17 protein-coding genes, 1 tRNA gene and 1 pseudogene are annotated in these 23,282 nt (G+C 57.3%); 5 read left to right on the top strand and 14 right to left on the bottom strand.

What is annotated here, in order from left to right; translation table 11 throughout:
* Positions 1-2 precede the first annotated feature (2 nt).
* The 14 genes and pseudogenes from ABCP74_RS04195 to ABCP74_RS04135 all read right to left on the bottom strand — a co-directional run bounded on the left by ABCP74_RS04195 (position 3) and on the right by ABCP74_RS04135 (position 13,182).
* Positions 3-1,277 (bottom strand): hypothetical protein, encoded by a 1,275-nt coding sequence (locus ABCP74_RS04195; RefSeq protein WP_343000797.1) that lies wholly within the window; start codon positions 1,275-1,277, stop codon positions 3-5.
* Positions 1,278-1,371: 94 nt separating this feature from the next.
* Positions 1,372-2,649, bottom strand: a complete 1,278-nt coding sequence (locus tag ABCP74_RS04190; protein WP_343000798.1) for a glycosyltransferase family protein — start codon at positions 2,647-2,649, stop codon at positions 1,372-1,374.
* 1 nt (position 2,650) lies between these two features.
* Positions 2,651-3,589, bottom strand: coding sequence for a glycosyltransferase (locus ABCP74_RS04185; RefSeq protein WP_082421944.1), 939 nt, complete (start codon positions 3,587-3,589; stop codon positions 2,651-2,653).
* Positions 3,590-3,635: 46 nt separating this feature from the next.
* Complete coding sequence (locus tag ABCP74_RS04180) at positions 3,636-4,466, bottom strand: Coenzyme F420 hydrogenase/dehydrogenase, beta subunit C-terminal domain (RefSeq protein WP_231501640.1); 831 nt, start codon at positions 4,464-4,466, stop codon at positions 3,636-3,638.
* 117 nt (positions 4,467-4,583) lie between these two features.
* Positions 4,584-4,709, bottom strand: a pseudogene (locus tag ABCP74_RS09460) (4Fe-4S binding protein); the annotation flags it as partial.
* Positions 4,710-4,767: 58 nt separating this feature from the next.
* Positions 4,768-5,871, bottom strand: a complete 1,104-nt coding sequence (locus ABCP74_RS04175) for a polysaccharide pyruvyl transferase family protein (protein WP_343000799.1) — start codon at positions 5,869-5,871, stop codon at positions 4,768-4,770.
* Between the two features lie 72 nt (positions 5,872-5,943).
* Positions 5,944-7,080 (bottom strand): radical SAM protein, encoded by a 1,137-nt coding sequence (locus ABCP74_RS04170; RefSeq protein ID WP_035138273.1) that lies wholly within the window; start codon positions 7,078-7,080, stop codon positions 5,944-5,946.
* A gap of 3 nt (positions 7,081-7,083) precedes the next feature.
* The gene (locus ABCP74_RS04165) at positions 7,084-8,367 is read right to left on the bottom strand and encodes a glycosyltransferase family 4 protein (RefSeq protein WP_343000800.1); all 1,284 of its coding nucleotides are present in this window, start codon (positions 8,365-8,367) and stop codon (positions 7,084-7,086) included.
* Positions 8,367-9,470: a glycosyltransferase family 4 protein gene (locus ABCP74_RS04160; RefSeq protein ID WP_195503356.1), complete on the bottom strand. Its 1,104-nt coding sequence runs from the start codon at positions 9,468-9,470 to the stop codon at positions 8,367-8,369. The genes ABCP74_RS04165 and ABCP74_RS04160 overlap by 1 nt, the downstream gene beginning before the upstream one ends.
* 1 nt (position 9,471) lies before the next feature.
* Complete coding sequence (locus ABCP74_RS04155) at positions 9,472-10,266, bottom strand: sugar transferase (RefSeq protein ID WP_198019959.1); 795 nt, start codon at positions 10,264-10,266, stop codon at positions 9,472-9,474.
* 53 nt (positions 10,267-10,319) lie between these two features.
* Positions 10,320-10,865, bottom strand: a complete 546-nt coding sequence (loaP, locus tag ABCP74_RS04150) for an antiterminator LoaP (RefSeq protein ID WP_343000801.1) — start codon at positions 10,863-10,865, stop codon at positions 10,320-10,322.
* A gap of 785 nt (positions 10,866-11,650) precedes the next feature.
* Positions 11,651-11,726, bottom strand: a tRNA-Ala gene (locus tag ABCP74_RS04145).
* 115 nt (positions 11,727-11,841) lie between these two features.
* A complete protein-coding gene (locus ABCP74_RS04140; protein WP_343000802.1) occupies positions 11,842-12,483 on the bottom strand; it encodes a thiamine diphosphokinase in 642 nt (213 codons plus the stop codon).
* A 9-nt stretch (positions 12,484-12,492) separates the two neighbouring features.
* A complete protein-coding gene (locus tag ABCP74_RS04135) occupies positions 12,493-13,182 on the bottom strand; it encodes an HAD family hydrolase (RefSeq protein ID WP_343000803.1) in 690 nt (229 codons plus the stop codon).
* A 331-nt stretch (positions 13,183-13,513) separates the two neighbouring features.
* On the opposite strand from ABCP74_RS04135, the gene glgB reads away from it, so the two are divergent.
* The 5 genes from glgB (at position 13,514) to glgA (ending at position 23,058) form a co-directional block, all read left to right on the top strand.
* Entirely contained in the window at positions 13,514-15,775 is a 2,262-nt protein-coding gene (gene glgB / locus ABCP74_RS04130) for a 1,4-alpha-glucan branching protein GlgB (protein WP_343000872.1), read from the top strand.
* Between the two features lie 94 nt (positions 15,776-15,869).
* Positions 15,870-18,296, top strand: a complete 2,427-nt coding sequence (locus tag ABCP74_RS04125) for a glycogen/starch/alpha-glucan phosphorylase (protein ID WP_343000804.1) — start codon at positions 15,870-15,872, stop codon at positions 18,294-18,296.
* A gap of 108 nt (positions 18,297-18,404) precedes the next feature.
* Entirely contained in the window at positions 18,405-19,553 is a 1,149-nt protein-coding gene (locus ABCP74_RS04120; RefSeq protein WP_343000805.1) for a glucose-1-phosphate adenylyltransferase, read from the top strand.
* Between the two features lie 4 nt (positions 19,554-19,557).
* The gene (glgD, locus tag ABCP74_RS04115) at positions 19,558-20,685 is read left to right on the top strand and encodes a glucose-1-phosphate adenylyltransferase subunit GlgD (RefSeq protein ID WP_117736345.1); all 1,128 of its coding nucleotides are present in this window, start codon (positions 19,558-19,560) and stop codon (positions 20,683-20,685) included.
* Positions 20,686-20,775: 90 nt separating this feature from the next.
* Positions 20,776-23,058 (top strand): glycogen synthase GlgA, encoded by a 2,283-nt coding sequence (glgA, locus tag ABCP74_RS04110; RefSeq protein WP_343000806.1) that lies wholly within the window; start codon positions 20,776-20,778, stop codon positions 23,056-23,058.
* Positions 23,059-23,282 lie beyond the last annotated feature (224 nt).

Raw genomic sequence — 23,282 nt, 5'->3', positions numbered from 1 at the left:
GTTCAAACCTGTTCTTCGTCTCTATCAATAATCAAATAGTCTGCAGCCGAGGAATTCCACGACCAAGCCAGCGCTCCACAGAGCAGCAGTAGGCACAAGCAGCAGTTCACCCTTGTAAAGCACTGCGTATACAGAAAGGTAATAAGAATTGTTAGCAAAAGGAGCAAACGAACAATCCGGCCATTAGATCCTTTTTCCTGCTCCATAAACTCACTAACCACGGAGTGGAAAAACGCTACATACGCTGCCGTCTCCCAAACCCCCATGAGAATCAAGAAAGACCCCATATCCGCTTGACCAAAGTGGTTAAACGACATGAACCCGGACGCGTAGAAGCTTGAGGCTCCAAGACCCTCTCCGAGACTCCATGTAGCCGGTCTCAAGAGAGCGAAGCCGATGATAGCAATCCTCTCGTTACTGCCGTCGGCAGCAGTACCGACGGAAGCTGAACTGCCAACCATATCGAACAGACCAAACACTTGCGTATCCACGAGGATCTGGAACGCAGGCACCAAGGCGTATGCAATTGTCAGGATAAAATACAAGGCGACAAGCCAAAAGAAGGGACCCGAAACATCCGCTTCTCCTCTCATGACTGAAATAAGCCAGAACATCACTAAAACGAGAGGAAGGATTATGAAGAGCGCCTTATTATCGTTGAGTGTCGCAAGATAGAAGGACAGGACGATAAGGCAGACGTTGTAAGCGATGGCAAGGGATGGCCAGAGAGGACCCCGAAGCCTCCTAATCCAGACGAAGTTGTAGAGCACGACGAATGAAGTGTAAAGGGCCACCGCATGGACGGACGCATAAGAGAACAGGCCGGAGATATTGTCCTCGAAGTAACTGATGCCGTTCGTTGTCGCAGCGATCATCCCATGGGTAGAGTACTGGATAAACATGATCGCCATATTGAGAAGCAATATGGCGTTGAAGACCGGAAAACCTGCATCAAAGAGTCCAAGAAGAAAATCCCTCTTGTTAGTGACCAAAAGAAAGAAGTAAAGCGTATAGACAAACGGGTAGAGGAGCAGCAAAATATTCGCCCTAAACGTTTCCATATTGCCACCCAAGAGGGCACCAGACAGCCACCCTGCAACGGTAATCAGCCCAAGTAGTAGCGCTCTACCGCTATATTTCCATCCGGAGAAGAGCGCCCTCACGCAAATCATGCCGGTAATTACCCAGTTGAGGTATCGCCCCAGACCATAGTACTCAAGGAAGAAAACCTGCGCCAAGATACCTATAACGATCGTCGCATCCGCCAGGTCACCCATGCAAACGGTTAGAACGCCTTGCTTATTAGGGAGATACCAACGACCTCTTCGACCAGCCCGCTCCTCCGCTTTATTTATAACGAGCCTCGCATGCCTATGATCTTGCATTGAGTACCTCCAGCAGCACACGTTCAATCAGCCTCGTGTGCATGTGAACTCCCGTGTTGAGACCTACCGAGGAGCATGGAAGCAGGTCTACGATCTCATCTGAATCGACAAGATCGAGCGGACCAGGCTTTCCGCTCCTGAAACGATTGACATCCCTGATAAGCCGGCTCTTATCCCTAAACAGCCCGATTAGCTCCTCCTCGTTATTCAGCACCAAACCGGACCCATGCTCAACGACAAAGTCGGCGACATTGCCTGCACATGCACTCGAAATCGTATAAGCGTTTGCGGAGTAAGATTCCATACAGGTGTAGCTATAGGTCTCTGGGCAAGATGGCCACATGACAACGATGGCAATCTCGCACTCCCTGAGAGAGTCGGTCATGGCATTTGGGTGCTTCTCATCAAATTCGACAAACCGCTTGTTCATCCCTGGATACATATCGTTCGAGCTGTTGAAGACGAAGAACTCGTACTCTTGTTCATCGACCGCAGATACGAGGCGAAGCCAGGTCTCCCAGCCCTTTGTCTTCCTCGGCATCCCCAGAAAGGCAACCCTGATGCGCTCCCCTGCGTTCAGAGGACGTCTGTTGCCCAGATACTCTCCAAGCAGCTTTTGGTGCGGTATTACATCAACAAGGCCCTCGTATTGGGGCCTGAATGAGAGAAACCGATTCTTCGTATAGGTCGAAGGTGCAACAAAACGGAGATTTTTGATGGAGTCAAACAGCCCTTGGATCTTCGACTCCACACGAAGGCTGTTACTGAAGTGGGGGCATTTCTCGCAGGGAGCGTCGCCGAGCCTTGAGCTGTCACAAAAGCCGCTCCTATTTTGGAGGTTATAGCTTGTACAACACAGGTAATAGTCGTGGAGAAAGGCCCTGACCGGTGTTTTGCCTGTAACTTTTAGCAGTTCGGAGACTTTCTCAAGGCTCACGTACAGAAGGTGGTGGATATGAAGCTCAAGAAGGCTGAAGCCGCTTTTTTGCCAGCTGCAAAGGGCCTCGCACACCTGGGCAATACTGAAAACACCAGCCTCCACCCCGTCGACCGTAACCCCGAATTCGCAAAATAGCATCTGGTCGTCCCTGAACAGGGTCTTCTTAACCGAGTGGAGATAGACGTAACTTATGCCGTGCGACGCCATGGCCTGCTGACTCGCCATAATAGCCTTTGGGGTGCCGGTCTTGTCCTTGAGATAGTCGCAAAAGGCAAGCGCTAGGACGTACCCACTATTGTGCGGTTTGGGGATGCTTTTACTCATATCATCGCTTCCCAAACAAGAGGAGAGATCTATTGAAAAGGCCCTCTTGTAGACTGCCGAAATTCAGCCTCGAAGAGAAAGAAACCCTGCACCTAGCCATGAAAGAAGCGTCCATTTTCGATACCAACTCTCCAAGAGCACGCTCTGGAGGAAGAATGCAGTCGGAATAAGTTGAAAGAAGTCCAGTAACTTGCTTTGCAAGAGTAATCTCTCGCGGATGACAAAAACTATTGATTTTCTCAATCACTTTAGATGGTAAATCAGTACTCACACCGACCACATTACGACCATGCTGGCGATATCCCATATGAGGAGAAGCATCGAAAACAATCCGATAACCCAGCAGCACGCATAGATTAGCTATCAGCTTATCATGCATGATGACGGGATGGGGCAGCTCATGCAAGCAAACAACTTCCCAAATACGCCTATCAAATACTTGCGTACATCCCATAGGTGACCCAATGCAAAGCTGGTTGAGAGGGTCGTTATCTCGATAAGATATGCACCTTTGTTGCCCATAGGTTAACCGGCCCATCTCATTACCAGCTGAATCTACAAGTCTTGAATTGCAATGATAAAGAGCCAAATTCTCCTGCTTCTTAAGCTGTTTAATCGCAGTTATCAGTTTATCGCTATCCCAAATATCATCTTGGTCGGAAAACGCATAGTAATCAGCTTCGGGAGCATTCCGCAACAACGTCAAAAACCCTAAAGCAGGTCCTAGGTTTTCTCCTGTTAACAAAGTCAGACTGCCCTCATCTGCATAGCGCTGCAGAAGATCACGAGTACCATCAGATGACCCGTCATCACGGACAAAAAGACGTACGTCAACTTCAGCCTGCGAGAGAATGCTGTCAATTTGTTCTGAAATAAATGGGATGCCGTTGTATGACGCCATTAATACGACGCACTTTGGCACCTTGGAATTACTCAACATATGGATTACCTTATCATTAATGCCTAAAGCAAACGCTCTCGATGTGTTAACCCCTGAGCAAACCCAGTGCAAGCAGTATATCCTTGACCAAGTACTTGGCGCAGTCTTTTGGCCTCGCCCTGAGAACGAGTCGGTTAACCCGTACCCCGTTACGAAAGCCGTCCATAAAGGTATTTCTTTCTATAGGCTTCGTCGAAGGACGTTGAAGCTGTTCATTGTTGGCCACAGCTAGACCAGGATCAACCGGCAAAAGCTCAAGGTCCGTCATTTCTAACAGTTCTCGACCCTTGTCTGTCTGCACAAGTGCGAGGGATATCCCGTTCGCGACCTCATCAGAAAGCTCGCTACCCCATGAATCGCCAAGCGTAATATCGGAGACACGATCACCCTTGGCGTAGCGGCAGGAGTAGCAGCCTTCCGTATACGGTAAACCCGAGAGGAAAGCAATCGAGTAGCGATCGCGGACACCCGTCCTACCCACAGTTTCAGCTCCGCGATAGCGGAGCTGATACTGGACTTTCTTTCGAAAGTCCAGTATCAGCTCATTAGACAGGTTGTTACCTGTCTCTTCCAAGAATCGGCTCAGGACCTTGGGGGACGGTGAACCATGACAGATAAGGTCGATGGTGTAAAGGGAATCGGCTAAACGGCTTCCAACGAAGTTACGCATCGCAGCAACCTGACAAGGAAGACCGATAAAGAGAACCCTTTGACCACCTTGCAGGGCCTCCCTAACCTCGCGGTACGCACCAAGCGGATTGCTTTTGACGTATTTGGAGCCTTGGGCCCTCCTCAAGTAATCCGCATCAGAAGTGAGGTGGAACCGGAACTCACCGCCCTCCTGTGCACATGAACACACTAATCCATTTGACGCCACAAACGCCTCCGAGATGGCCGTAGCCAGACCCCCGGACGAAGATGACATTCTGAGCGATGTATCTTTCGCCCACCCCTGTAGCCACTCGAGAGGACGCAACGAAGATGGGGATACCATCTGGGGACACGTTTTCTCGCACAGTCCACATCCCACGCACCTTGTAGGATCAATACGGGCGTTATACGCCTCAATCGTATCCTCAATGGCAATCGCTCCATGTCGGCATGAATCGACGCAGGCCATACAGCCAGCGCACATATCCTTCTTGCATACCGTCCTAGTGCCAACGTTTGACAATGCCCTACTCCTCAATCATGCTCTTGAGCTGCGCTAGGGACTTCTCCCTCTCCGCACCCATCACGTCGTTGACCCGACCAAAGTCAATCTGCTTGGATGCTAACTCGACATCATCTAGATTCTGAAGCACTCTGTCCGTGAGGTCCGTGAGTCGCAGAATACTCACGTTCCTGCTCGAGGTTCCGTTCTTGGGCAGCACTTCTACCAGCGGCGTATTGAGATTTATGGCAAAAGCCGTACCGTGGAACGAGTCCGTGACTAGGCATGCTGCGTTGTCGACATACGAGAGAAACTCAGCAAGCGTCGGCAGCCACTTGAACTTGCCCTCGCGTGAGGCCTGGTGCAGGCTTGCGGAGATCCGTATCAGGGGCAAGCCAAGCTTTTTGGCAACCTTCACGGCGTACTGCCCCACCGTCGGGTCGCTGTGAATCTGGTAGACGAGGATGTATTCGCCCTTCGGGGCAGGTGCCGCCATCCTTCTCCACGCCTCGCCATCAAGCAGCAGCGTGGGATCGACAACCTGTCCGGCCTCTATGCCCCACGAGGCAAGCTGCTCGCGCGCGGCATCCTCGCGTACGAACACGACCTCATATGCTCGAAGGTCCTCGAGAAACCTGGGGCGCACGCTATCCGGGATATTCTTCTTACCAAAGCTTGCCGCATATGAGATGCGCCTTGCGCCCTCGGGAGCAAACTCAAGCGCGTATGACAGGTCGTATGCGCCCGAGCTGATGGGACCCCACACCTGATCGCTTCCAGTCATATAGACATCGGCCTTGGGCGGATTAGCCTTCAGCTCCTCCAGGGATGCATAGTGAGGGCTCATCTTAAGCAGCTGGGAACGCTCACGCGCAAACCGCTTGCCCGCCACCCTTGTCTCAGGCTCCATCAGAAGTCTGTAGACAGACTTCTTCAACGGGTTCCCGTTCCAGGACGGCTTTGTCGAAAGAAGCGTCCTCACCTGCTGGGATACGTCCTCACAAGCAGGTACATAGTCCATAATCTCGAACTCATGCCCCAAGCTCTCTACCGCTCGTTGTGTCGCATATGCCTGGAGCAGGGAGCCATAATTAGAGATTGCGTGCCTGGTTATGCAGGATACTTTCACGTGTTTCCTCCGATTGATATCGAGCAACCGCTATTTCTGAATTTTTGCATTCGATTTTTCCACCCGGCTGCACTACAGCGCCTCCTCAGTCTCGTACACGTGCGCGTCGGCTCGGCTTGCGTCGGAAAGGCCGTCGTTGATCGCGGCGTGCATGTCGCAGGTGGAAAGAGCGTCCAGCTCCTCCTTCGTCACCTTGCCCGACTCGTAGTCGCGCACGATGGGGAGCTCGTGCATGTCGAACTTCTTGCCGGGCTTGAGCTTGTGCGCCAGCACCCACGACGCGGGTTTCCAGATGTACTTGTGCATGGCAGGAGACACGGAGCCGATCATCCAGCAGTTGCGGTCGCAGTGGCGCACGCAGCCGCGCACTTTCTCGGCCTGGGCGCTCTCCCACAGCTCATCCCAAGACTCGTCGTTAAGGTTGCCCATAACGAGCTTCTCCTTGGTGCCGTTGCAGGGCATGACGTCGCCGTAGGGGTCGATGAAGAACGTGTCGAACGCCATATCGCACGGGAGCAGGCGCTTCTGCCCATAGATGTAGTTGATGAGGCCCATGTTGAAGTACGCGCGGAACCACTTCTTGGGCTCGTTGGACTTGAGGAGCTCGTTTACCAGGTCCTCGAAGTTCTGGGCCACCATGGGACGGTCCTTGATGATGTTCTTCGCCTCGACAAAGTAGAAGCTGTTGTGCAGGCTGGCGGTGGCGAACTCCATGCCGAGCTCGTCGGAAAGCTTGTACAGCGGCACCAAGTCCGCAGCGTTGCGATCCTGCACCGTCATGCCAAAGCCCACGTCCGGGTGCTTCATTTCCACGAGCTTCTTGAGCGTCTCGTAGCCGCGGTTGAAGCCGTTCTGGAGACCGCGGATCTCATCGTTGGTCTGCTGCAGACCCTCGATGGAGATGCGGATTCCCACCTGGGGGAATTCCTCGGCAAGGGCGATGATGCGGTCGGTGAAGAAGCCGTTGGTGGAGATGACGATGCGGTCGGACTTCTTGTACAGCTCGCGCACGATATCCGCAAGGTCGGTCCTGATGAAGGGCTCGCCACCGGTGATGTTGGTGAAGTACATGCGCGGGAGCTTCTTGATCACGTCGAGGGAGAGCTCCTCCTCCGGACGGCTGGGAGCCTTGTAGCGGTTGCACATGGTGCAGCGCGCGTTGCAGCGGTACGTTACGATTACGGTTCCGTTGAGTTTCTTCTCGGCCATGGGTTAGGCCACCACCTTCCGGTCAATTAGTTCTTGATACAGGGAGACGAGATTCCGGATGTATTCCTCTTGATTACAGTTCTCTGCCACGAATGAACGGCAATGCGCGCTCATCGCGGCGTAAGCCGCAGGATCGGCGGCCACCGCCGCACCCCTACGGATTGCATCTGCGAGTCCTGCCTCATCGTGGGCTTCAGCCAGGAAGCCCGTTTCACCCTCACGTACCAGCTCGGGTATTCCGCCCATGTTCGTACCGATAACGGGCTTGCCCGCGGCGAGTGCCTCGAGAACCGCATATGGCGCGTTCTCGAGCCACTCTGACGGCGCAGCCGCCAGAATGGCTCGATTCACAAGTCCGCGCAGGGCGTCACCGGTTTTATATCCAACCAGCTCAATCCTCGAGCTTATTTCGTTTGGCATTGCGGAAACTTTGACCTTCACAGCATCACATTCAGGGCCATCGCCTGCAATAACAAGACGCCAATCAGGGATCACCGGTGCCGCCTTCTCAAAAGCATGCACGAGCGTTAACACGCCTTTCTCGCGAGAAAGGCGTCCCAGATACAGCATGTAGGGATCTTCATTATTTTGGTTGGCAACTTCCCGTGACATCGAATCGGGATTCAGGAAATTCCGCATGAGGACAAGCTGACGCTCGGGAAGCCCCGCTTCAATAAACTTGTTCCGCATGAACTCACTCGGGCAGATGATACGATCGAGACGTGAATAGGTTTTGTGCCGTTTAAGCCACTCCGCCTCAGCCACCGCTAACGCGCTTTTTGCGATCGAACCCTTTACGCACTTCTTCTTAAGGCAATTGCCAAAATGACCCCCGAGACACGAATCGCAAACGTTGCCCTCGGAATCAAGCATAAGATAGCTCGGGCAAGCAAGAATCAAGTCGTGCGAGGTATACACAACCGGCGTTGGATGCTGCTTTAGCCAAGGAGCGTCCAAGATGGAAAACGTAATCTGCCTATGAGTGAGATTGAGATGGATTACATCGGGCTGGAATTCACGGCACAGCGCATCGAACTTCTCGCGCGCCTCTTTGGAATACACAAGTGACTGCGCGGCCTTCGCCTTATCGACAATAGAGCTCGGTCCGTTATAGTCGCGATTCGTTACAAAGTAACGCGACCACTCAGTCGGCTCATTACGCTCATCCTCCATGCTGAAGAAGGCAACTTCATGCCCAAGAGCGCGAAGACCATCGGCAAGAGCAAAGTAGTACGTCTCGCTTCCACCCTTGCGCCAATGAAACTTATTTACAAGAAGGATCTTCATTACGCAACACCCTCATACAAAGCAAGCGTCCTTTGGACGACGCTGTTCCAGTCATAGCCATTAATCGCGCGGTCACGTGCCATGGCGCCCAGCCTCTCCGCTTGGGCAGAATCCGCTATCAGGCCTTCAAGCACGTCGCGCAGCGCCCCCGCGTCTCCGTGTGGGAACGTGAGCCCGCAACCCTGCAGAACATCCGCGCACTCGGGAATATCCGAGGTAACGCATGCCGCACCGTGAGACATGGCCTCCAGCAAGCTCATGGGCAGGCCCTCAACGTCGGAGGGGAGCGCGTAGCAATACGCGTTGGAGTACAGCTCGGAGAGCAGGTTGCCCTCAACGTGGCCGGTAAAGAGCACGCGGGGGTCGGACGCGGCAGCCTCTTTGAGCGCCACGGCGTAGTCGTCCGTATCGGAGGAGTCGCCCGCGATAACCAGGCGCTTATCCGTCTTTACCTGCTTGTACGCCTCCACCAACAGTTCCGGTCGCTTCTCGGGCACAATGCGACCGAGGTAGAGGACATAGGAGCCCTGGGTGAGCCCCAAGCGCTCGGAGATCTCCTTCGCGGGAAGATCCGCCTCGGGAGTGATGCCGTTGGGAATGAGCGTAGCCTCGCGGCCGTAAGCCTCCTTGAAGTACTCCTGATTGCCCCGGGAAAGCACGATGAGCGCATCCGCGCACTTGGCCGCCGTCGCCTCGCCGAACTTGATGTACTTGGAAGCCAAGCCGCCCCATTTTGCACGCTGCCAGTCCAGGCCGTGGATCGTTGCCACGGTCCTGATGTCCGCGGAACGCGCAAAACGAAGGGGGACGCACGGCCCCTCTGCGTGATAGTGAATTACGTCTGTCCCGTCTTTGATGGCGGCCCTTGTTGCGGCAAAGCTGCTCGTGAGCGCAGAGAGCCCCTTGATGTCCAGAGCCTTTACGGGAACGATGCGGTAGCCATCCTTCTCGTAGGGCTCGGAAGGAGCTCCTTCGCCCATACGGTCGTAGCAGGTTACTTGGTGACCAAGGTCTGCCATACGGCGAGCAAGCTCGCCTACCACCACTTCTACGCCGCCCTCGCGCGAACCCGTTCTCTTTTGGCCTATCATGGCGATGCGCATGCTACACGGCACCTTCCCCAGAGAACATCGTCTTCAGCGTGCCGAATATCAACCGCAGGTCCTGGCGCAGGCTGCGATTCTCTATATAGTGAAGATCCAGCTCAACCATTTCGTTGAAGCCCAGGTGGCTGCGGCCCATTACCTGCCAAGGACCGCTGCAGCCGGGTTTTACCGCCAGGCGCTTCATGTCGTGCTCGCTGTACAGGGCAACCTCGCGCGGCAGGCCGGGGCGCGGGCCAATGAGGTTCATTTGGCCCAAGAACACGTTGATGAGCTGGGGCAGCTCGTCGATGCTGTGCTTGCGAATGAAGTTACCCACACCGGGAATAATGCGCGGGTCGTGCTTCATTTTAAACATGGGGCCAGTGGCCTCGTTTTGGGCCTGCAAGTCCTTGAGCATTTGGTCTGCGTTGGGAACCATGCTGCGGAACTTGTAGATCTTAAACAGGTAGAACGTGCCGTCTTTGCGCACGCGGCCCACGCGCCACTGTGAATATAGGGGGCTGGCGCCCGGGCTCTTTATGCAAATGACCACGCTCAGAATTACCCCGGGAATAAAGAGCAACACCAGGGCTCCGCCGGCGGCGACAATGTCCACCGTACGCTTAACAACGCGGTAGAGCCTGTGCCCAAGCTCGGGCTTCACGCCGGAGTTGGCACCGCGCAGCATCTTGTACGCTTCTTCGTTTGTAAGGTAATCCCCCGCAGCACCGGCTGCGGCAGTGACGGAATTCGCCGTGGCGGCCGTGCGCGTCTCCCGCGCGCCCTGTGCCATGGTCATCATCGTAGGCTCCAAGAGCCCCTCCCCCGATACTTTTTGCCTTCGGTCGTCCGCTTGCGAGCTTGCAGCTAGGCGATCGCTCTTCTGTGATTGCGCATAACGCGCTGCTCTTTTGAAAGCACCGCAAGGCCAACGCGGGTGGTTACGCGTCGGCCGCACAAGTCGAGCTCCAAAAAGGCAGTGCTCTTGCGTCTGTTAATGGTTTTTATTAGGCCTTCGTGGCCCAGCAGCGGACCAGCCGTCACTACAACCTGGTCGCCGTCCTTTAAGGCCTCGCTCATGGGCACTACCCTGTCTCCCTTATGGGTAAAGCGGCCAATGAGCTGGGTCTCTTCTTTTGCCAGCGGCACAAACTGACCGTCCTGGGCAAGCACCCGGGCAAAGTCGTCCATGCGCAGCAGACACTGTTGCACGGTGCGGGGATCTGCCGTATCGCAGATGAGATAACCGGGAAAGAGCGGCTTGGTCGTTCTGACCCATTTGCCGTGAACTTTGATCTCGGTTTGAAATTGGGGATAAAAGAGCTCCTGCATGGCGCTCGCCGGCACCATACGCTCTATGCGCTCGCGCATTACATCTTCGCGACCGTTAATGACCTGAATCACATACCACACGAGCACCACCCCCTTGCTGTCATACGTGTGGCTAACGGGGTTTGGGTATGGCTTCGCCAGGGCGCTTGTGCGCAAAGGCGCTCCATATTCAAACCCTGAGCCCAGTTAGACAAGCGCGTGGCTCTGCCCCACCGTGAACGGTATGTACAAATGCAGTTGCTAGAGACGCGGACGTGTATCGCAAAAAGACCGCATCCCCAGCTGGCTGCGTGCGAACCAGTCAAGCGGGAACAAAACTGGACCGCACGCAAACAGCTGTAGTACTGATGTGGTTTGCCATACCAACTTATTGCACGCGTAATGCGAACTTATAAATAGCCACAAAAACTAATGCAAAATCGGTTATGGCAATCGATATTGGAGCTCGTGGTGTTTCTGGCACCGCCGTTACGGCCGGATGCTGATCGACCCTGCGCTTTGCGACTTGCTGGAGCCGTGAGCGCAGTTGAACTCATGTAACATTAGGTATCCTAGCACAAGCTGGTAGCGAAACTGATTTGGGCTGCGTCGGACAACATATCGTTCATTTGGCGTGCTTAAGGGGGTTGTTTTGGGATGTTGTTCACATTGATGCAGGTTATTGGGGTGCTAGCGGTGATTAAGGGTGATCTTGAAGCACAAATGGAACGGCGAGCTGCACTGGTAATTGCGTTTGTCTAACAAACTATGTACAGAGATGGGAAATAAATTGTGCAACTTTTTGTTGGCGTAGGTGGGGTTTGCGGCGCGAGATATTTTGGCATGAAAAAAGGCCTTCGGGATACCGAAGGCCTTTGAATTCACGATGGTGGAGACGAGGGGAATCGAACCCCTGACCTCTTGACTGCCAGTCAAGCGCTCTCCCAGCTGAGCTACGCCCCCGTGACGAGGTAATACTATAGGGGAAGATCTTCGGGGATGCAAGGGGAATTTTGGATTGATTTACCGCCTTACGCGTTTTCCTTGGACGGTGGATAAAACCCTGATGCGATAGACCTTACTTGTAGAGGTAAGCGATAGCGGTGCCGGCGTGAACTTGAATGGTTGCCGTGCCCCGGACGACGTTGCTGATGCCGGTGTCCGCTAGTAGAGCTAGCTGGGCGTGATCGAGTTCCCATTCTAGGCCGTGTTCGCTGACCTTGGTGTTAGGGGCGATTGCGATGATGGAGAAGGTCTTTCCTTCGGCGCCTTCGATGGTCCACGATTCGCCTGCGTGAAGGATACGGGCGATCACCTTGTCCTCGGCAATCCAGACAGGGGCATCTTCGTAGCCCACGAGCAGTCCCAGCACGGAAAGTGCCATATCGGGACGGCCGCCGGTGGCGCAGGTCGCAACCACTTCGGCACCCGGCCAGCGACGACGGACGGAATCGAGCGCCAGAGCCAGATCTGTATAGTCCTTGTAAGGGTCGTGGCGTTCCACCTCAAAGGCTTCGGCGGCATCGACCAACGTGTGACCTGCATCACTCACCGTGTCGGCATCCCCCACATACACGTCGCAACTCAATCCCGCGCCCAACAGCGCGTCGAGTCCGCGGTCCACGGCGACAACGTGGTCGCACTCCCCCGCTAGCCTTCGCAACAGATCCGCGCCCGCCACCACGGGCGAGCCGCAGACCACTAATACCTTGCAAGCCACAGCCCTCGCCTATCCCTCAAACGAAAGCACGCGGGCCAGGTCAAGCTCCTCGTAGCTGTCGATAAAGATATCGCAGTTGGCGCGCACGTCGTCGCGCTTCATGCGGCCGTGCGGGTCATAAATACCTACACGCTTAAAGCCGGCGGAGCCAGAGCTCTTTAGGCCAAAGACGGCGTCCTCAAACACCCAAGCGCGCTCAAACTTGTGCCCATGGCGCTCCTCCAGGCGGCGCAGCGCCAGCTCGTATACGTCGGGGAACTGTTTGGAGCGACCTGCCTCGCCCGTGGTGGTCACAAACTCCATGTAGGCATCGAGCCCGGCGCCCGCAAGCGCAGACTTAACCAGCTCGGCTGGCGTGGACGTGGCAACGCACATGGCAATACCGGCCTCCTGCGCCTGCTTCAAAAATGCAAGCAGACCATCGCGCGGCGGCACCTTGGAGTAGCCATCGATCAGGATGTCGCTCAGCTCACGGTAGAGTTCCTCGCCATTCGCGCCAATGCCCCATGTGTCGTGGTAGGCCTGGCACTCGTCCTCCAGCGACAGGTGCTCAAATTGGGCAAAGTCATCCACGGTCACGTCAATCCCGTGGCGGTGCAATAACTCTGGCTGAGCATAAGCCCAAACGGGGGTGCTATTAACCAGCGTGCCGTCGCAATCGAAAATTAAAGCAACCTTGGGAGCGGCGGTATGGGACATAAACGAACCTTTCAATATCAAATGGTAAACATCCTGCTAAAAACGTTTTACCAAACGTCAACCAAACAATTTTGATACCCTAATTGGTAAAACTGTCAAGAGTTTTACCACGGCAATTCTGCCAGTGGTATAAACATGTCGCTTACCGATTAAACGCCCCCGCAAATCCGCTTTCGTCCATAAAACTAACGCACAGGTGTTATCGTAGTTTCTGCCGAAAGTTCCACCGAGCACGCGAGGTGGAACGAATCACAGAAACTTCGCCGTCCCTTCGATTCGTGCAGCCTTGGACCTTTCGCATCTAGTCACCAAGGCAACACGCTGCCGCGTCATGATGGGATCAAACGTGAGCGATACAAAGCTAAAGCCAACGGCTAAAAAGCCCGCAACCCGCAAACCGGCTCCGCACGCACCGGAGCTCTCCAAGGACGATGTCTACCTGTTTGGCATTGGAATGTGGGAGCGCAGTTGGGAAAAGATGGGCGCGCATCCCGACACGCAGCAGCGCACGCGCGGCTGGCGCTTTTGCGTTTGGGCGCCCGATGTAAAAAGCGTCCATGTCATTGGCGAATTTAATGACTGGAATGAGGAAGCCAACCCGCTGGTGCCCGTGCATACGAGCGCTATTTGGGAAGGCTTTATTCCTGGCGCCGAGCAGGGCCAGCTCTATAAATATCTCATCGAAACCAACGAGGGCGAAAAGCTCTACAAGGCCGATCCGTATGCCTTTAAGGCAGAGTGCCCTCCGGGTACCGCCAGCGTGCTGTGGACCCTCGACGGCTACAAGTGGAACGACGCCGCGTGGCTCAAGCGCCGCGCCGGCCACAACCACATGTCTCAGCCGCTTAACATCTACGAGGTGCATATTGGCTCGTGGAAGCGCCACGGCGACGCGCCACAGGGCGAGCCCGACGAGTACGGCAACTACCCCGGTCCCATGGACCCCTTCCCCGCGCAGCGCGGCGAGTTCTACACCTACGACGACCTGTCGGTCGAGCTCGTAGACTACGTGCGCGACATGGGCTATACGCATATCGAGGTCATGCCGCTCATGGAGCATCCCTTCGACGGCTCCTGGGGCTACCAGACGACCGGCTACTATGCCGCCACATCGCGCTACGGCAACCCGCAGCAGCTCATGCACTTTATCGATGCGTGCCACGAGGCGGGCATCGGCGTGATCATGGACTGGGTACCCGGCGGTTTTTGCGCCGACTCCCACGGCCTTGCCACCTTTAACGGCCACATGCTGTTTGAGCACGAGATTCACCCCAACTGGGGTACGCACAAGTTCGACTTCGCCCGCGGCGAGGTCCGCTCCTTCTTGGTCTCCAACGTGCTGTACTGGCTCGAGAACTTCCACGTTGACGGCATCCGCATGGACGGCGTGTCCAGCATGCTGTACCTCAACTTTGGCATCGACGATCCGGGCCAAAAGAAGTTCAACAAGTACGGTACCGAGGAGGACCTGGACGCCAGCGCGTTTATCCGCCAGGTCAACTGCGCCGTGGAGGCTCACTACCCCGACGTGATGATGATGGCCGAGGAGTCCACCGCGTGGCCGCTCGTGACCTATCCGCCGCAGGACGGCGGCCTTGGCTTCCACTACAAGTGGGACATGGGCTGGATGAATGACACCCTGCACTATATGCAGACCGATTTTCCGTGGCGCCCCGGCAACCACGGCCTGCTCACGTTCTCCATCATGTACGCCTTTACCGAGAACTTTATCTGCCCGCTGAGCCACGACGAGGTTGTACACGGCAAGTGCTCGCTGATCGGCCGCATGCCGGGCGACTGGTGGCGCCAGTTTGCCGGCCTGCGCACGCTCGCCTTCTACCAGATGACGCACCCCGGTGCCAAGCTCAACTTTATGGGCAACGAGATCGGCCAGTTTATTGAATGGCGCTACTACGAGTCCATCCAGTGGTTCCTGACCGAGGAGTACGAGACTCACAAGCATCATCAGGCGTTTATCAAGGCGCTCAATCACCTATACACCGCCGAGCCCGCCCTGTACGAGCGCGGCTACACCGACGACGGCTTTACCTGGATCGACGCGGACAACTCCAAGCAGTCCATCGTGAGCTTTGTGCGACAGGGCGAGGACATCGACGACGACCTGGTGATCCTGATCAACTTTGATCCGGCGAGCTACGAGAGCTTCCGCGTGGGCGTGCCGCGCGAGGGCGACTGGGAGGTCATTTTTGACTCCGACCGTCCCGAGTTTGGCGGCAGTGGCTATGCCGGCGAAGAGCCCTACACCTGCTCGAGCGAGCCCTATCCCTGGAACGGGCAGATGGACTCCATTGAGATCAAGGTGCCCGGCCTGGCTGGCGTGGTGCTTAAGCGCCGCGGTCCCAGCAGCTACAAGCCGCCGGTGGTTGAGGAGCCCAAGGCTGCGCCCAAGAAGCGCACGTCCACGGTGAAGCCCAAGCCTGCGGCTGCCAAGAAGGCTCCGGCTAAGGCGAAGGCTGCAAAGCCCACTGCCAAGGCTTCGGCCAAGTCCACTACGGCCAAGAAGGCAGCCACCAAAAAGGCCGCTCCCAAGGCCAAGGCAGCTTCTGTTAAGCCGTCTGCCAAGGATGCGTAACAAAGCCGTTACAGCTGTAATTACCCGTCTCGCCAAGGCGTAGGATACATGTCATAACCGTTCCGGGAGAAACATCCCCGGGGGAAAGGAACGTATGAATAAGATCTTCGACAACAAGCAGGAGTTTACCGAGCTCTATCGCGATGCCGTTATGAGCATCAGCGGCAAGAGCGTCGAGGCCGCCAGCGACCTCGACCGCTTTAACGCCCTGGCCAAGCTCGTGGCCGAGAAGGCGCGCACCGTTGCCACCAAGAGTGACGCCCGCGCCACCGTCGAGGGCAAGAAGCGCGTGTACTACTTCTCGATCGAGTTTTTGATCGGCCGCCTGCTCGATAACTACCTGCTCAACTTTGGCGTGCGCGACATGGTCGCCGAGGCGCTCGACGACATGGGCTTTGACCTGTCTGTCATCGAAAACCAGGAGCCCGATCCGGCACTGGGCAACGGCGGCCTGGGTCGTCTGGCCGCCTGCTTCCTGGATTCCATGGCAGCCGAGGGCATCGCCGGCTACGGAAACGGCATGCGCTACCGCTACGGCCTGTTTAAGCAGGAGATCGTCAACGGCAGCCAGGTCGAGGCCACCGACGAGTGGCTCACCCACGGCTATCCCTGGGAGGTCTGTCGTCAGGACAAGGCCGTGACCATTAAGTTTGGCGGCCGCGTCGAGGGCTTTGAGGAGAACGGTCGCACGTTCTACCGCACGGTGGACACGCAGGACATCCTGGCCGTCCCTTACGACATCCCCGTTGTGGGCTATGCCGGCGAGACCGTCAACAAGCTGCGCGTCTGGGCCGCCGAGCCGGTCGAGGAGCACTTTGACCTTGAGGCCTTCAACCGCGGCGACTACGCCCTGGCCGACGCCGAGCGCGCCGAGGCCGAGGCCATCAGCGCCATCCTCTACCCCAACGACGCCGGCGAGCACGGCCGTCTGCTGCGCCTGAAGCAGGAGTACCTGTTTGTCTCGGCCGGCATCTACAGCCTGCTCGACACCTTTGAGAAGGAGCACGGCGAGAACTGGGAGCTGCTGCCGCAGTTTGTGGCCATCCACACCAACGACACGCACCCCGCCATGTGCGGCCCTGAGCTCATGCGTATCCTCATCGACGAGAAGAAGCTCGAGTGGGATGACGCCTGGAACATCGTGACGCAGGTCGTGAGCTACACCAACCACACCATCCTGCCCGAGGCCCTGGAGAAGTGGCCTATCGGCATGTTCTCCAAGCTCCTCCCCCGCGTGTACCAGATCATCGACGAGATTAGCCGTCGTTGGCACGAGTCGTTCGACACCACGCAGGAGGGCTGGCAGGAGCGTCTGCGCCAGACCGCCATCCTGTGGGACGGCGAGATTCGCATGGCCAACCTGTCCGTGATTTGCAGCCACAGCGTCAACGGCGTGGCCAAGATTCACTCCGACATCATTAAGAATATCGTGCTCAAGGACTTCTATGCCCTGACGCCCGAGAAGTTCAACAACAAGACCAACGGCATCTCGCACCGACGCTTCTTTGCCGAGGCCAACCCCACCTACGCCAAGCTCGTGACCGAGGCCATTGGCGATGGCTGGCTGAAGGACGCCTTTGAGCTGGAGAAGCTCAAGGAGTTCCAGAACGACACCGAGTTCCTGAAGGCCGTGGGCGCCTCCAAGCGCGCCAACAAGGAACGCCTGGCCGCCTACGTTAAGGCCGAGACCGGTCTGGTCATTGACCCCAACACCGTCTTCGATGTTCAGGTTAAGCGCTTCCATGCCTACAAGCGCCAGCTCATGAACATCATGAAGGTGATGGACATCTACAACCGTCGCATCGCCGACCCCAACTTCCACGTGACGCCGACGACCTTCATCTTTAGCGGCAAGGCTGCCTCGAGCTACACCTTTGCCAAGGAGACCATCCGCCTCATTAACTCCGTGGCCGATGTCATCAACAACGACCCGCGCGTCAACGAGGTCATGAAGGTCTGCTTTATCCCCAACTTCCGCGTGAGCAACGCCCAGCTCATCTACCCCGCCGCCGAGATCTCGGAGCAGATCTCCACGGCCGGCAAGGAGGCCTCGGGCACGTCCAACATGAAGCTCATGATGAACGGCGCCATTACGCTGGGCACCCTCGACGGCGCCAACATCGAGATCGCCGACCTGGCCGGCCGCGAGAACGAGGCCATCTTTGGCCTGACCGCTCCCGAGGTCGAGCAGCTCTGGGCATCGAACAGCTACTTTGCGTGGGATACGCTCAACAACGATCGCGACCGTCTGGGCCGCGTGATGGACGAGCTCAAGGACAACACCTTTGCGGGTCTTTCGGGCAACTTCGAGAGCATCTACAACGAGCTCATGAACAACAACGACCCCGACCTGGTCATGGCGGACTTCCGCAGCTACGTCGACGCCTGGGAGAAGCTCACGGGCAGCTACGGCGACCAGGAGACCTGGAACCGCAAGGCCCTGCTCAACACCGCCTCGAGCGGCTGGTTCTCGAGCGACCGCACCATTCGCGAGTACCGCGACGAGATCTGGCACGCGTAAAGGCGCGCGAGCTCTCCTATGCCAGCACGGCATTACTCGACGGGCGTGACGTTGCGCCGCGCCCGTCGCTAATGGGTTTAGGAACATCGATGACAGAAGGAGAAATCGATGAGTAAGAAAGAATGCATCGCGATGCTCCTCGCAGGAGGACAGGGCAGCCGATTGGGGGCACTCACCCAAAAGATCGCTAAGCCGGCGGTTAGCTTTGGTGGCAAGTTCCGCATTATCGACTTTTCGCTGTCCAACTGCTCCAACTCGGGCATCGACACGGTGGGTGTTCTGACGCAGTATCGCCCCTACCTGCTGCATGCCTACGTGGGCTCCGGCGAGGCGTGGGATCTGGACAGCCGCGACGGCGGCGTGTCGATCCTGCCGCCGTACGAGACGCAGACCGGCGGCGCCTGGTATGCGGGCACGGCCGACGCCATTACGCAGAACCTGGACTACATCAAGGCCAACGACCCCAAGTACGTCCTGATTCTTTCGGGCGATCACCTGTATCGCATGGACTACCGCAAGATGCTCAAGACACACATTGAGAATAACGCCGACCTCACGGTGAGCGTTATGCCCGTGCCGTGGGAGGAGGCCAGCCGCTTTGGCATCCTGACCACCGACCCCGAGGACGGCCGCATCACCAAGTTTACCGAGAAGCCCGAGAAGCCCGATTCGAACCTCGCTTCCATGGGTATCTACATCTTCTCGGCCGACGTGCTGATCGAGGCACTCGAGGAGGACGCTCTGGACCAGCGCTCGAGCCACGACTTTGGCAAGGACATCATCCCCAAGCTGCTCGGCGAGGGCAAGCGCCTGTACAGCTACGAGTTCCACGGCTTTTGGAAGGACGTCGGCACGATCGCCAGCTTCCACGAGACCTCGATGGACCTGCTGGGCAACAACCCCGAGTTCGATCTGTTTGACAAGCACTTCCCCATCATGTCCAACATCACCACGCGTCCGCCGCACTACATTGGTCCGGACGGCCGCCTGGACGACTGCCTGGTCTCCAACGGCTGCAAGATCTACGGCACCGCTCGTCACTCGATCCTTTCGACCGATGTCATCATCGAGGAGCGAGCCGTGGTCGAGGACTCCGTGCTGCTGCCGGGTGCGCACGTTAAGAGCGGCGCGCACATCTGCCGCGCTATTTTGGGCGAGAACTCCACGGTCGAAGAGGGCGTGAAGCTCGGCTCTGTCGATACCACCAAGGATACGGCCGTCGTTGGAAATGACGTCGTTATCGGGAAGGGGGAATGATCCGATGATCAATCGCAAGGCCATCGGTTATATTACCGCTAACTACTCTTCGACCTACGGCAGCGTCCTGCTCAAGGACCGCCCCATCGCGTCCGTTCCGTTTTTGGGCCGCTACCGCCTGATCGACTTCCCGCTGTCCAACATGATGAATGCCGGCATTAAGACCGTCGGCGTCGTCATGCCGGGCAACTACCGCTCACTGATCGACCACGTGGGCTCGGGCAAGGACTGGGGCCTGGACCGCAAGAAGGGCGGCCTGTTCATGGTGCCCGGCAACGCGTATGGCACCACCAAGGGCGGCATGCGCTTCCTGCTGCGCGACATCATCTCCAACAAGACGCTGTTCCAGCGCTCGGATAAGCCCTATGTCGTGATGATGGGCACCAATATCATCTTTAACATGGACCTCAACACCATCATCGACGCGCACGAGAACTCCGGTGCCCAGATGACCGTGGTGTACTGCAAGGCTACGCGCAACGTCGATGACGAGACCAAGCTCGAGATTAACGAGAACGGCCGCCTGACGGGCGTGAGCGCTGGCGTCGTGTACGGCGACAACGCCTCTATGGACTGCTGCATCGTCAACCGCGAGACGCTGCTCGAGATCATCGACCACTACCAAGCCGCCGACTACCTAGACCTGCTCGAGGCACTCCAGGGCGACTTTGGCAACATCGACGTGTGCAGCTACGAGTACAAGGGCGAGGTCGTGGGCGTGTTTAGCGAGAAGTCGCTGTATCGCCGCAGCATGGACCTGCTCGACCAGACCGTGGCCGACCAGCTCTTTGACCCCGAGCGCCCGATCCTGACCAAGGCTCACGACGTGCCGCCTTCGCGCTATGCGACCGGCAGCCACGCGTGCAACTCGATCATCTCGGCCGGCTGCATCATCAAGGGCACCGTGCGCAACTCGATCCTGTCGCGCGGCGTTGTGGTTGAGGAGGGCGCCTCGGTGACCAACTCGATCATCAATCAGAGCTGCATCATCAAGAGCGGCGCACGCGTCGAGAACGCCATTCTGGACAAGAACAACGTGGTTCCCACCAACACCGAGCTTCGCGGCACGCCCGAGAACATCCTGGTGCTGGGAAAAGCTCCGTTAACTTCCGACACCACCATCGTACGTTAACGTTGGCACCGCAACATCGCTCGTAACATGTAGAATAGCCGCCCGGTTCGCGCCTGGCGGCTATTCTCGAATAACAACATGGGAGACAATATGGCTGATTCCAGCAAAAAGATGCAGATCGTGTTTGCCTCGGCCGAGTGCGCACCGTTTGTTAAGACCGGTGGCCTGGGTGACGTGGCGGGCTCGCTGCCTGCGGCGCTTGTGCGCGCCGGCGCCGAGGTTATCGTGATGGTGCCCAAGTACGCCACCATCAAGGACGAGTACAAGGCGCAGATGGAGCACTTTGCCGACTTTTACGTGAGCCTGGGCTGGCGCAACGAGTACTGCGGGCTGGAGAAGCTCGAGCACGACGGCGTCACCTATATGTTCGTGGACAACGAGCGCTACTTTGCGCGCGACTATCCGTACGGCTTCTTCGATGACGGCGAGCGATTTGCGTTCTTCTCCAAAGCCATCACCGAGAGCCTGCAGCACCTGCCGGCCGGCTTTGAGTGCGACATCCTGCACTGCAACGACTGGCAGACGGCACTGGCGCCCGTGTTCCTGCGCGAGTTCTACCAGGGCCTGCCGCTGTACGACCGCGTCAAGACCGTGTTCTCAATCCACAACGTGGCGTTCCAGGGCCAGTTTAGCGACACCGTGATGGAGGACATCCTGGGTGTGGCGCATATTCCCGCGGCCGCCACGCAGCTGCGCTGCGATGCCTGCAGTATCAACTATATGCTGGGCGCGCTGCACTATGCCGATGCCATCACCACGGTGAGCCCCACCTATGCCAACGAAATCCAGACGCCCGAGTTTGGCGAGGGCCTGGACGGCGTGCTGCGCGAGCGCTCCTATGCGCTGCAGGGCATCCTCAACGGCATTGACGTTGCGGGCTTTGACCCGGCGACCGACAAGCGCATTGCCGCCAACTACACGGTTGATGACCGTTCCGGCAAGGCCGTGTGCAAGGCCAAGCTGCAGGAGGAGCTGGGTCTGGAGGTTCGCGACGACCGCCCGCTTATGGTGATGGTCACGCGCCTGACGCGCCAGAAGGGCATGGACCTGGTCATGTACGCGCTCGACCGAATCCTGTCCGGCGGCGTTCAGGTGGCCGTGCTGGGTACCGGCGACCGCGACTACGAGGACGGCCTGCGCTACTTCCAGGACAAGTACCCCGGCACCATGGCCGCGCGCATCGAGTTCGATCCTGCGCTGTCGCAGCGCATGTACGCCGCCGCCGATATGTTCCTGATGCCTTCGAAGTTTGAGCCCTGCGGCCTGTCGCAGATCATCGCCATGCGCTACGGCACTCTGCCGATTGTTCGCGAGACCGGTGGTCTGAAGGACACCGTGCAGCCGTACAACGAGTTTACCGGCGAGGGCACGGGCTTCTCATTTACCAACTTTAACGGCGACGAGATGGGCGACGCCGTGTTCCGCGCGGCACGCCTGTTCTGGGATAATCGCGAGGCCTGGAATCAGCTGGTCACGCAGGCCATGAGCCAGGACTTTAGCTGGACGCGCTCGGCCGACAAGTATCTTGACCTGTACTTCTTTATGCACCCGGAGATTGAGCGCCCGGCGGCTGTGAAGGCTGCTATGACCGTAGAGGAGCCGGTTGCCGCTAAGGCCGAGCCTGCGGCGCCCGTTAAAGAGCCCGCTGCTGCTGAGGAGCCCAAGGCCGAGGAGAAGCCGGCTGCCGATGCCGAAGTTAAGCCCGCAGCGAAACCTGCCGCCAAGAAGACGACCACCCGCAAGACGACGGCTAAGAAGGCCACGACCACAAAGGCCGCTGCTAGCAAGACTAGCGCCGCTAAGGCAACTACTGCCAAGGCATCGACCACGCGCAAGCGCACGACCGCCGCTGTTAAGAAGGCCACCGAGGCCGAGGTCGTTCCCGAGGTAAAGGCCGACGCTGCCGAGGCTAAGCCCGCGGCAAAGGCTCCGGCCAAGACCGCTGCCAAGAAGACGACCGCGACCAAGACCACGGCTGCCAAGAAGGCCTCGGCTACGAAGTCGACGACCAAGAAGGCCACCACAAAGCCGGCCACCAAGGTCGAGGAGACGCCCGCCGAGCCCAAGGCCAAGGCAGCTGTCGAGGCAAAGCCGGCCGCCAAGACCACCACGCGCAAGCGCTCTACGAAGACGGCCAAGAAGACCACGACCGAGGCTGAAGCTCCCAAGGCAGAGGCTAAAGCCGAGGACAAGCCCTCAGTAAAGGCTGAACCGGCAACGAAGGCCGCCGAGGTCAAGACCGCTTCGAAGGCTACGGCAAAGACCGAGCCCGCCAAGGAGGCCCCGGTCTCCCCCGCCGCTCCAGCCGAGGAAAAGGCTCCGACCAAGAAGACCTCCGTCCGCAAGGCAACGGCCACCCGCAAGCGCCACTAATCCGGACGATTCAAACTTAATCCTCAACGCAAAAGAGGGCGCCCCAACCAGGCGTCCTCTTCTTGGTTGAACTTCTCTAGTAAAAAAGAAGCCCGGTTTACTACGACAAAATGGCTCCGGCTGACCACGGCGAGTAATCTACGAAATTGGCAACGCCTCTACCTGAGGTTTTAATATCACGAAAATAACCGTGGTTGAGATCATTCAATTCGTCGTAGTAAACC

The sequence above is a fragment of the Collinsella aerofaciens genome (genome assembly GCF_039062315.1).
GTDB lineage: Bacteria > Actinomycetota > Coriobacteriia > Coriobacteriales > Coriobacteriaceae > Collinsella > Collinsella aerofaciens_BG.
Note: the sequence above shows the minus strand (reverse complement) of the source record. Positions and strands in the feature narration are given on the sequence as shown.

What these genes read in the sequence shown, in the direction of transcription:
- glgB (WP_343000872.1), top strand. Translation starts at nt 13,514, where the DNA reads ATGATGGGATCAAACGTGAGCGATACAAAGCTAAAGCCAACGGCTAAA.
- ABCP74_RS04160 (WP_195503356.1), bottom strand. Translation starts at nt 9,470, where the DNA reads ATGCGCATCGCCATGATAGGCCAAAAGAGAACGGGTTCGCGCGAGGGC.
- ABCP74_RS04135 (WP_343000803.1), bottom strand. Translation starts at nt 13,182, where the DNA reads ATGTCCCATACCGCCGCTCCCAAGGTTGCTTTAATTTTCGATTGCGAC.
- ABCP74_RS04170 (WP_035138273.1), bottom strand. Translation starts at nt 7,080, where the DNA reads ATGGCCGAGAAGAAACTCAACGGAACCGTAATCGTAACGTACCGCTGC.
- ABCP74_RS04185 (WP_082421944.1), bottom strand. Translation starts at nt 3,589, where the DNA reads ATGTTGAGTAATTCCAAGGTGCCAAAGTGCGTCGTATTAATGGCGTCA.
- glgD (WP_117736345.1), top strand. Translation starts at nt 19,558, where the DNA reads ATGATCAATCGCAAGGCCATCGGTTATATTACCGCTAACTACTCTTCG.
- ABCP74_RS04190 (WP_343000798.1), bottom strand. Translation starts at nt 2,649, where the DNA reads ATGAGTAAAAGCATCCCCAAACCGCACAATAGTGGGTACGTCCTAGCG.
- glgA (WP_343000806.1), top strand. Translation starts at nt 20,776, where the DNA reads ATGGCTGATTCCAGCAAAAAGATGCAGATCGTGTTTGCCTCGGCCGAG.
- ABCP74_RS04120 (WP_343000805.1), top strand. Translation starts at nt 18,405, where the DNA reads ATGAGTAAGAAAGAATGCATCGCGATGCTCCTCGCAGGAGGACAGGGC.
- ABCP74_RS04195 (WP_343000797.1), bottom strand. Translation starts at nt 1,277, where the DNA reads ATGGGTGACCTGGCGGATGCGACGATCGTTATAGGTATCTTGGCGCAG.
- ABCP74_RS04165 (WP_343000800.1), bottom strand. Translation starts at nt 8,367, where the DNA reads ATGAAGATCCTTCTTGTAAATAAGTTTCATTGGCGCAAGGGTGGAAGC.
- ABCP74_RS04125 (WP_343000804.1), top strand. Translation starts at nt 15,870, where the DNA reads ATGAATAAGATCTTCGACAACAAGCAGGAGTTTACCGAGCTCTATCGC.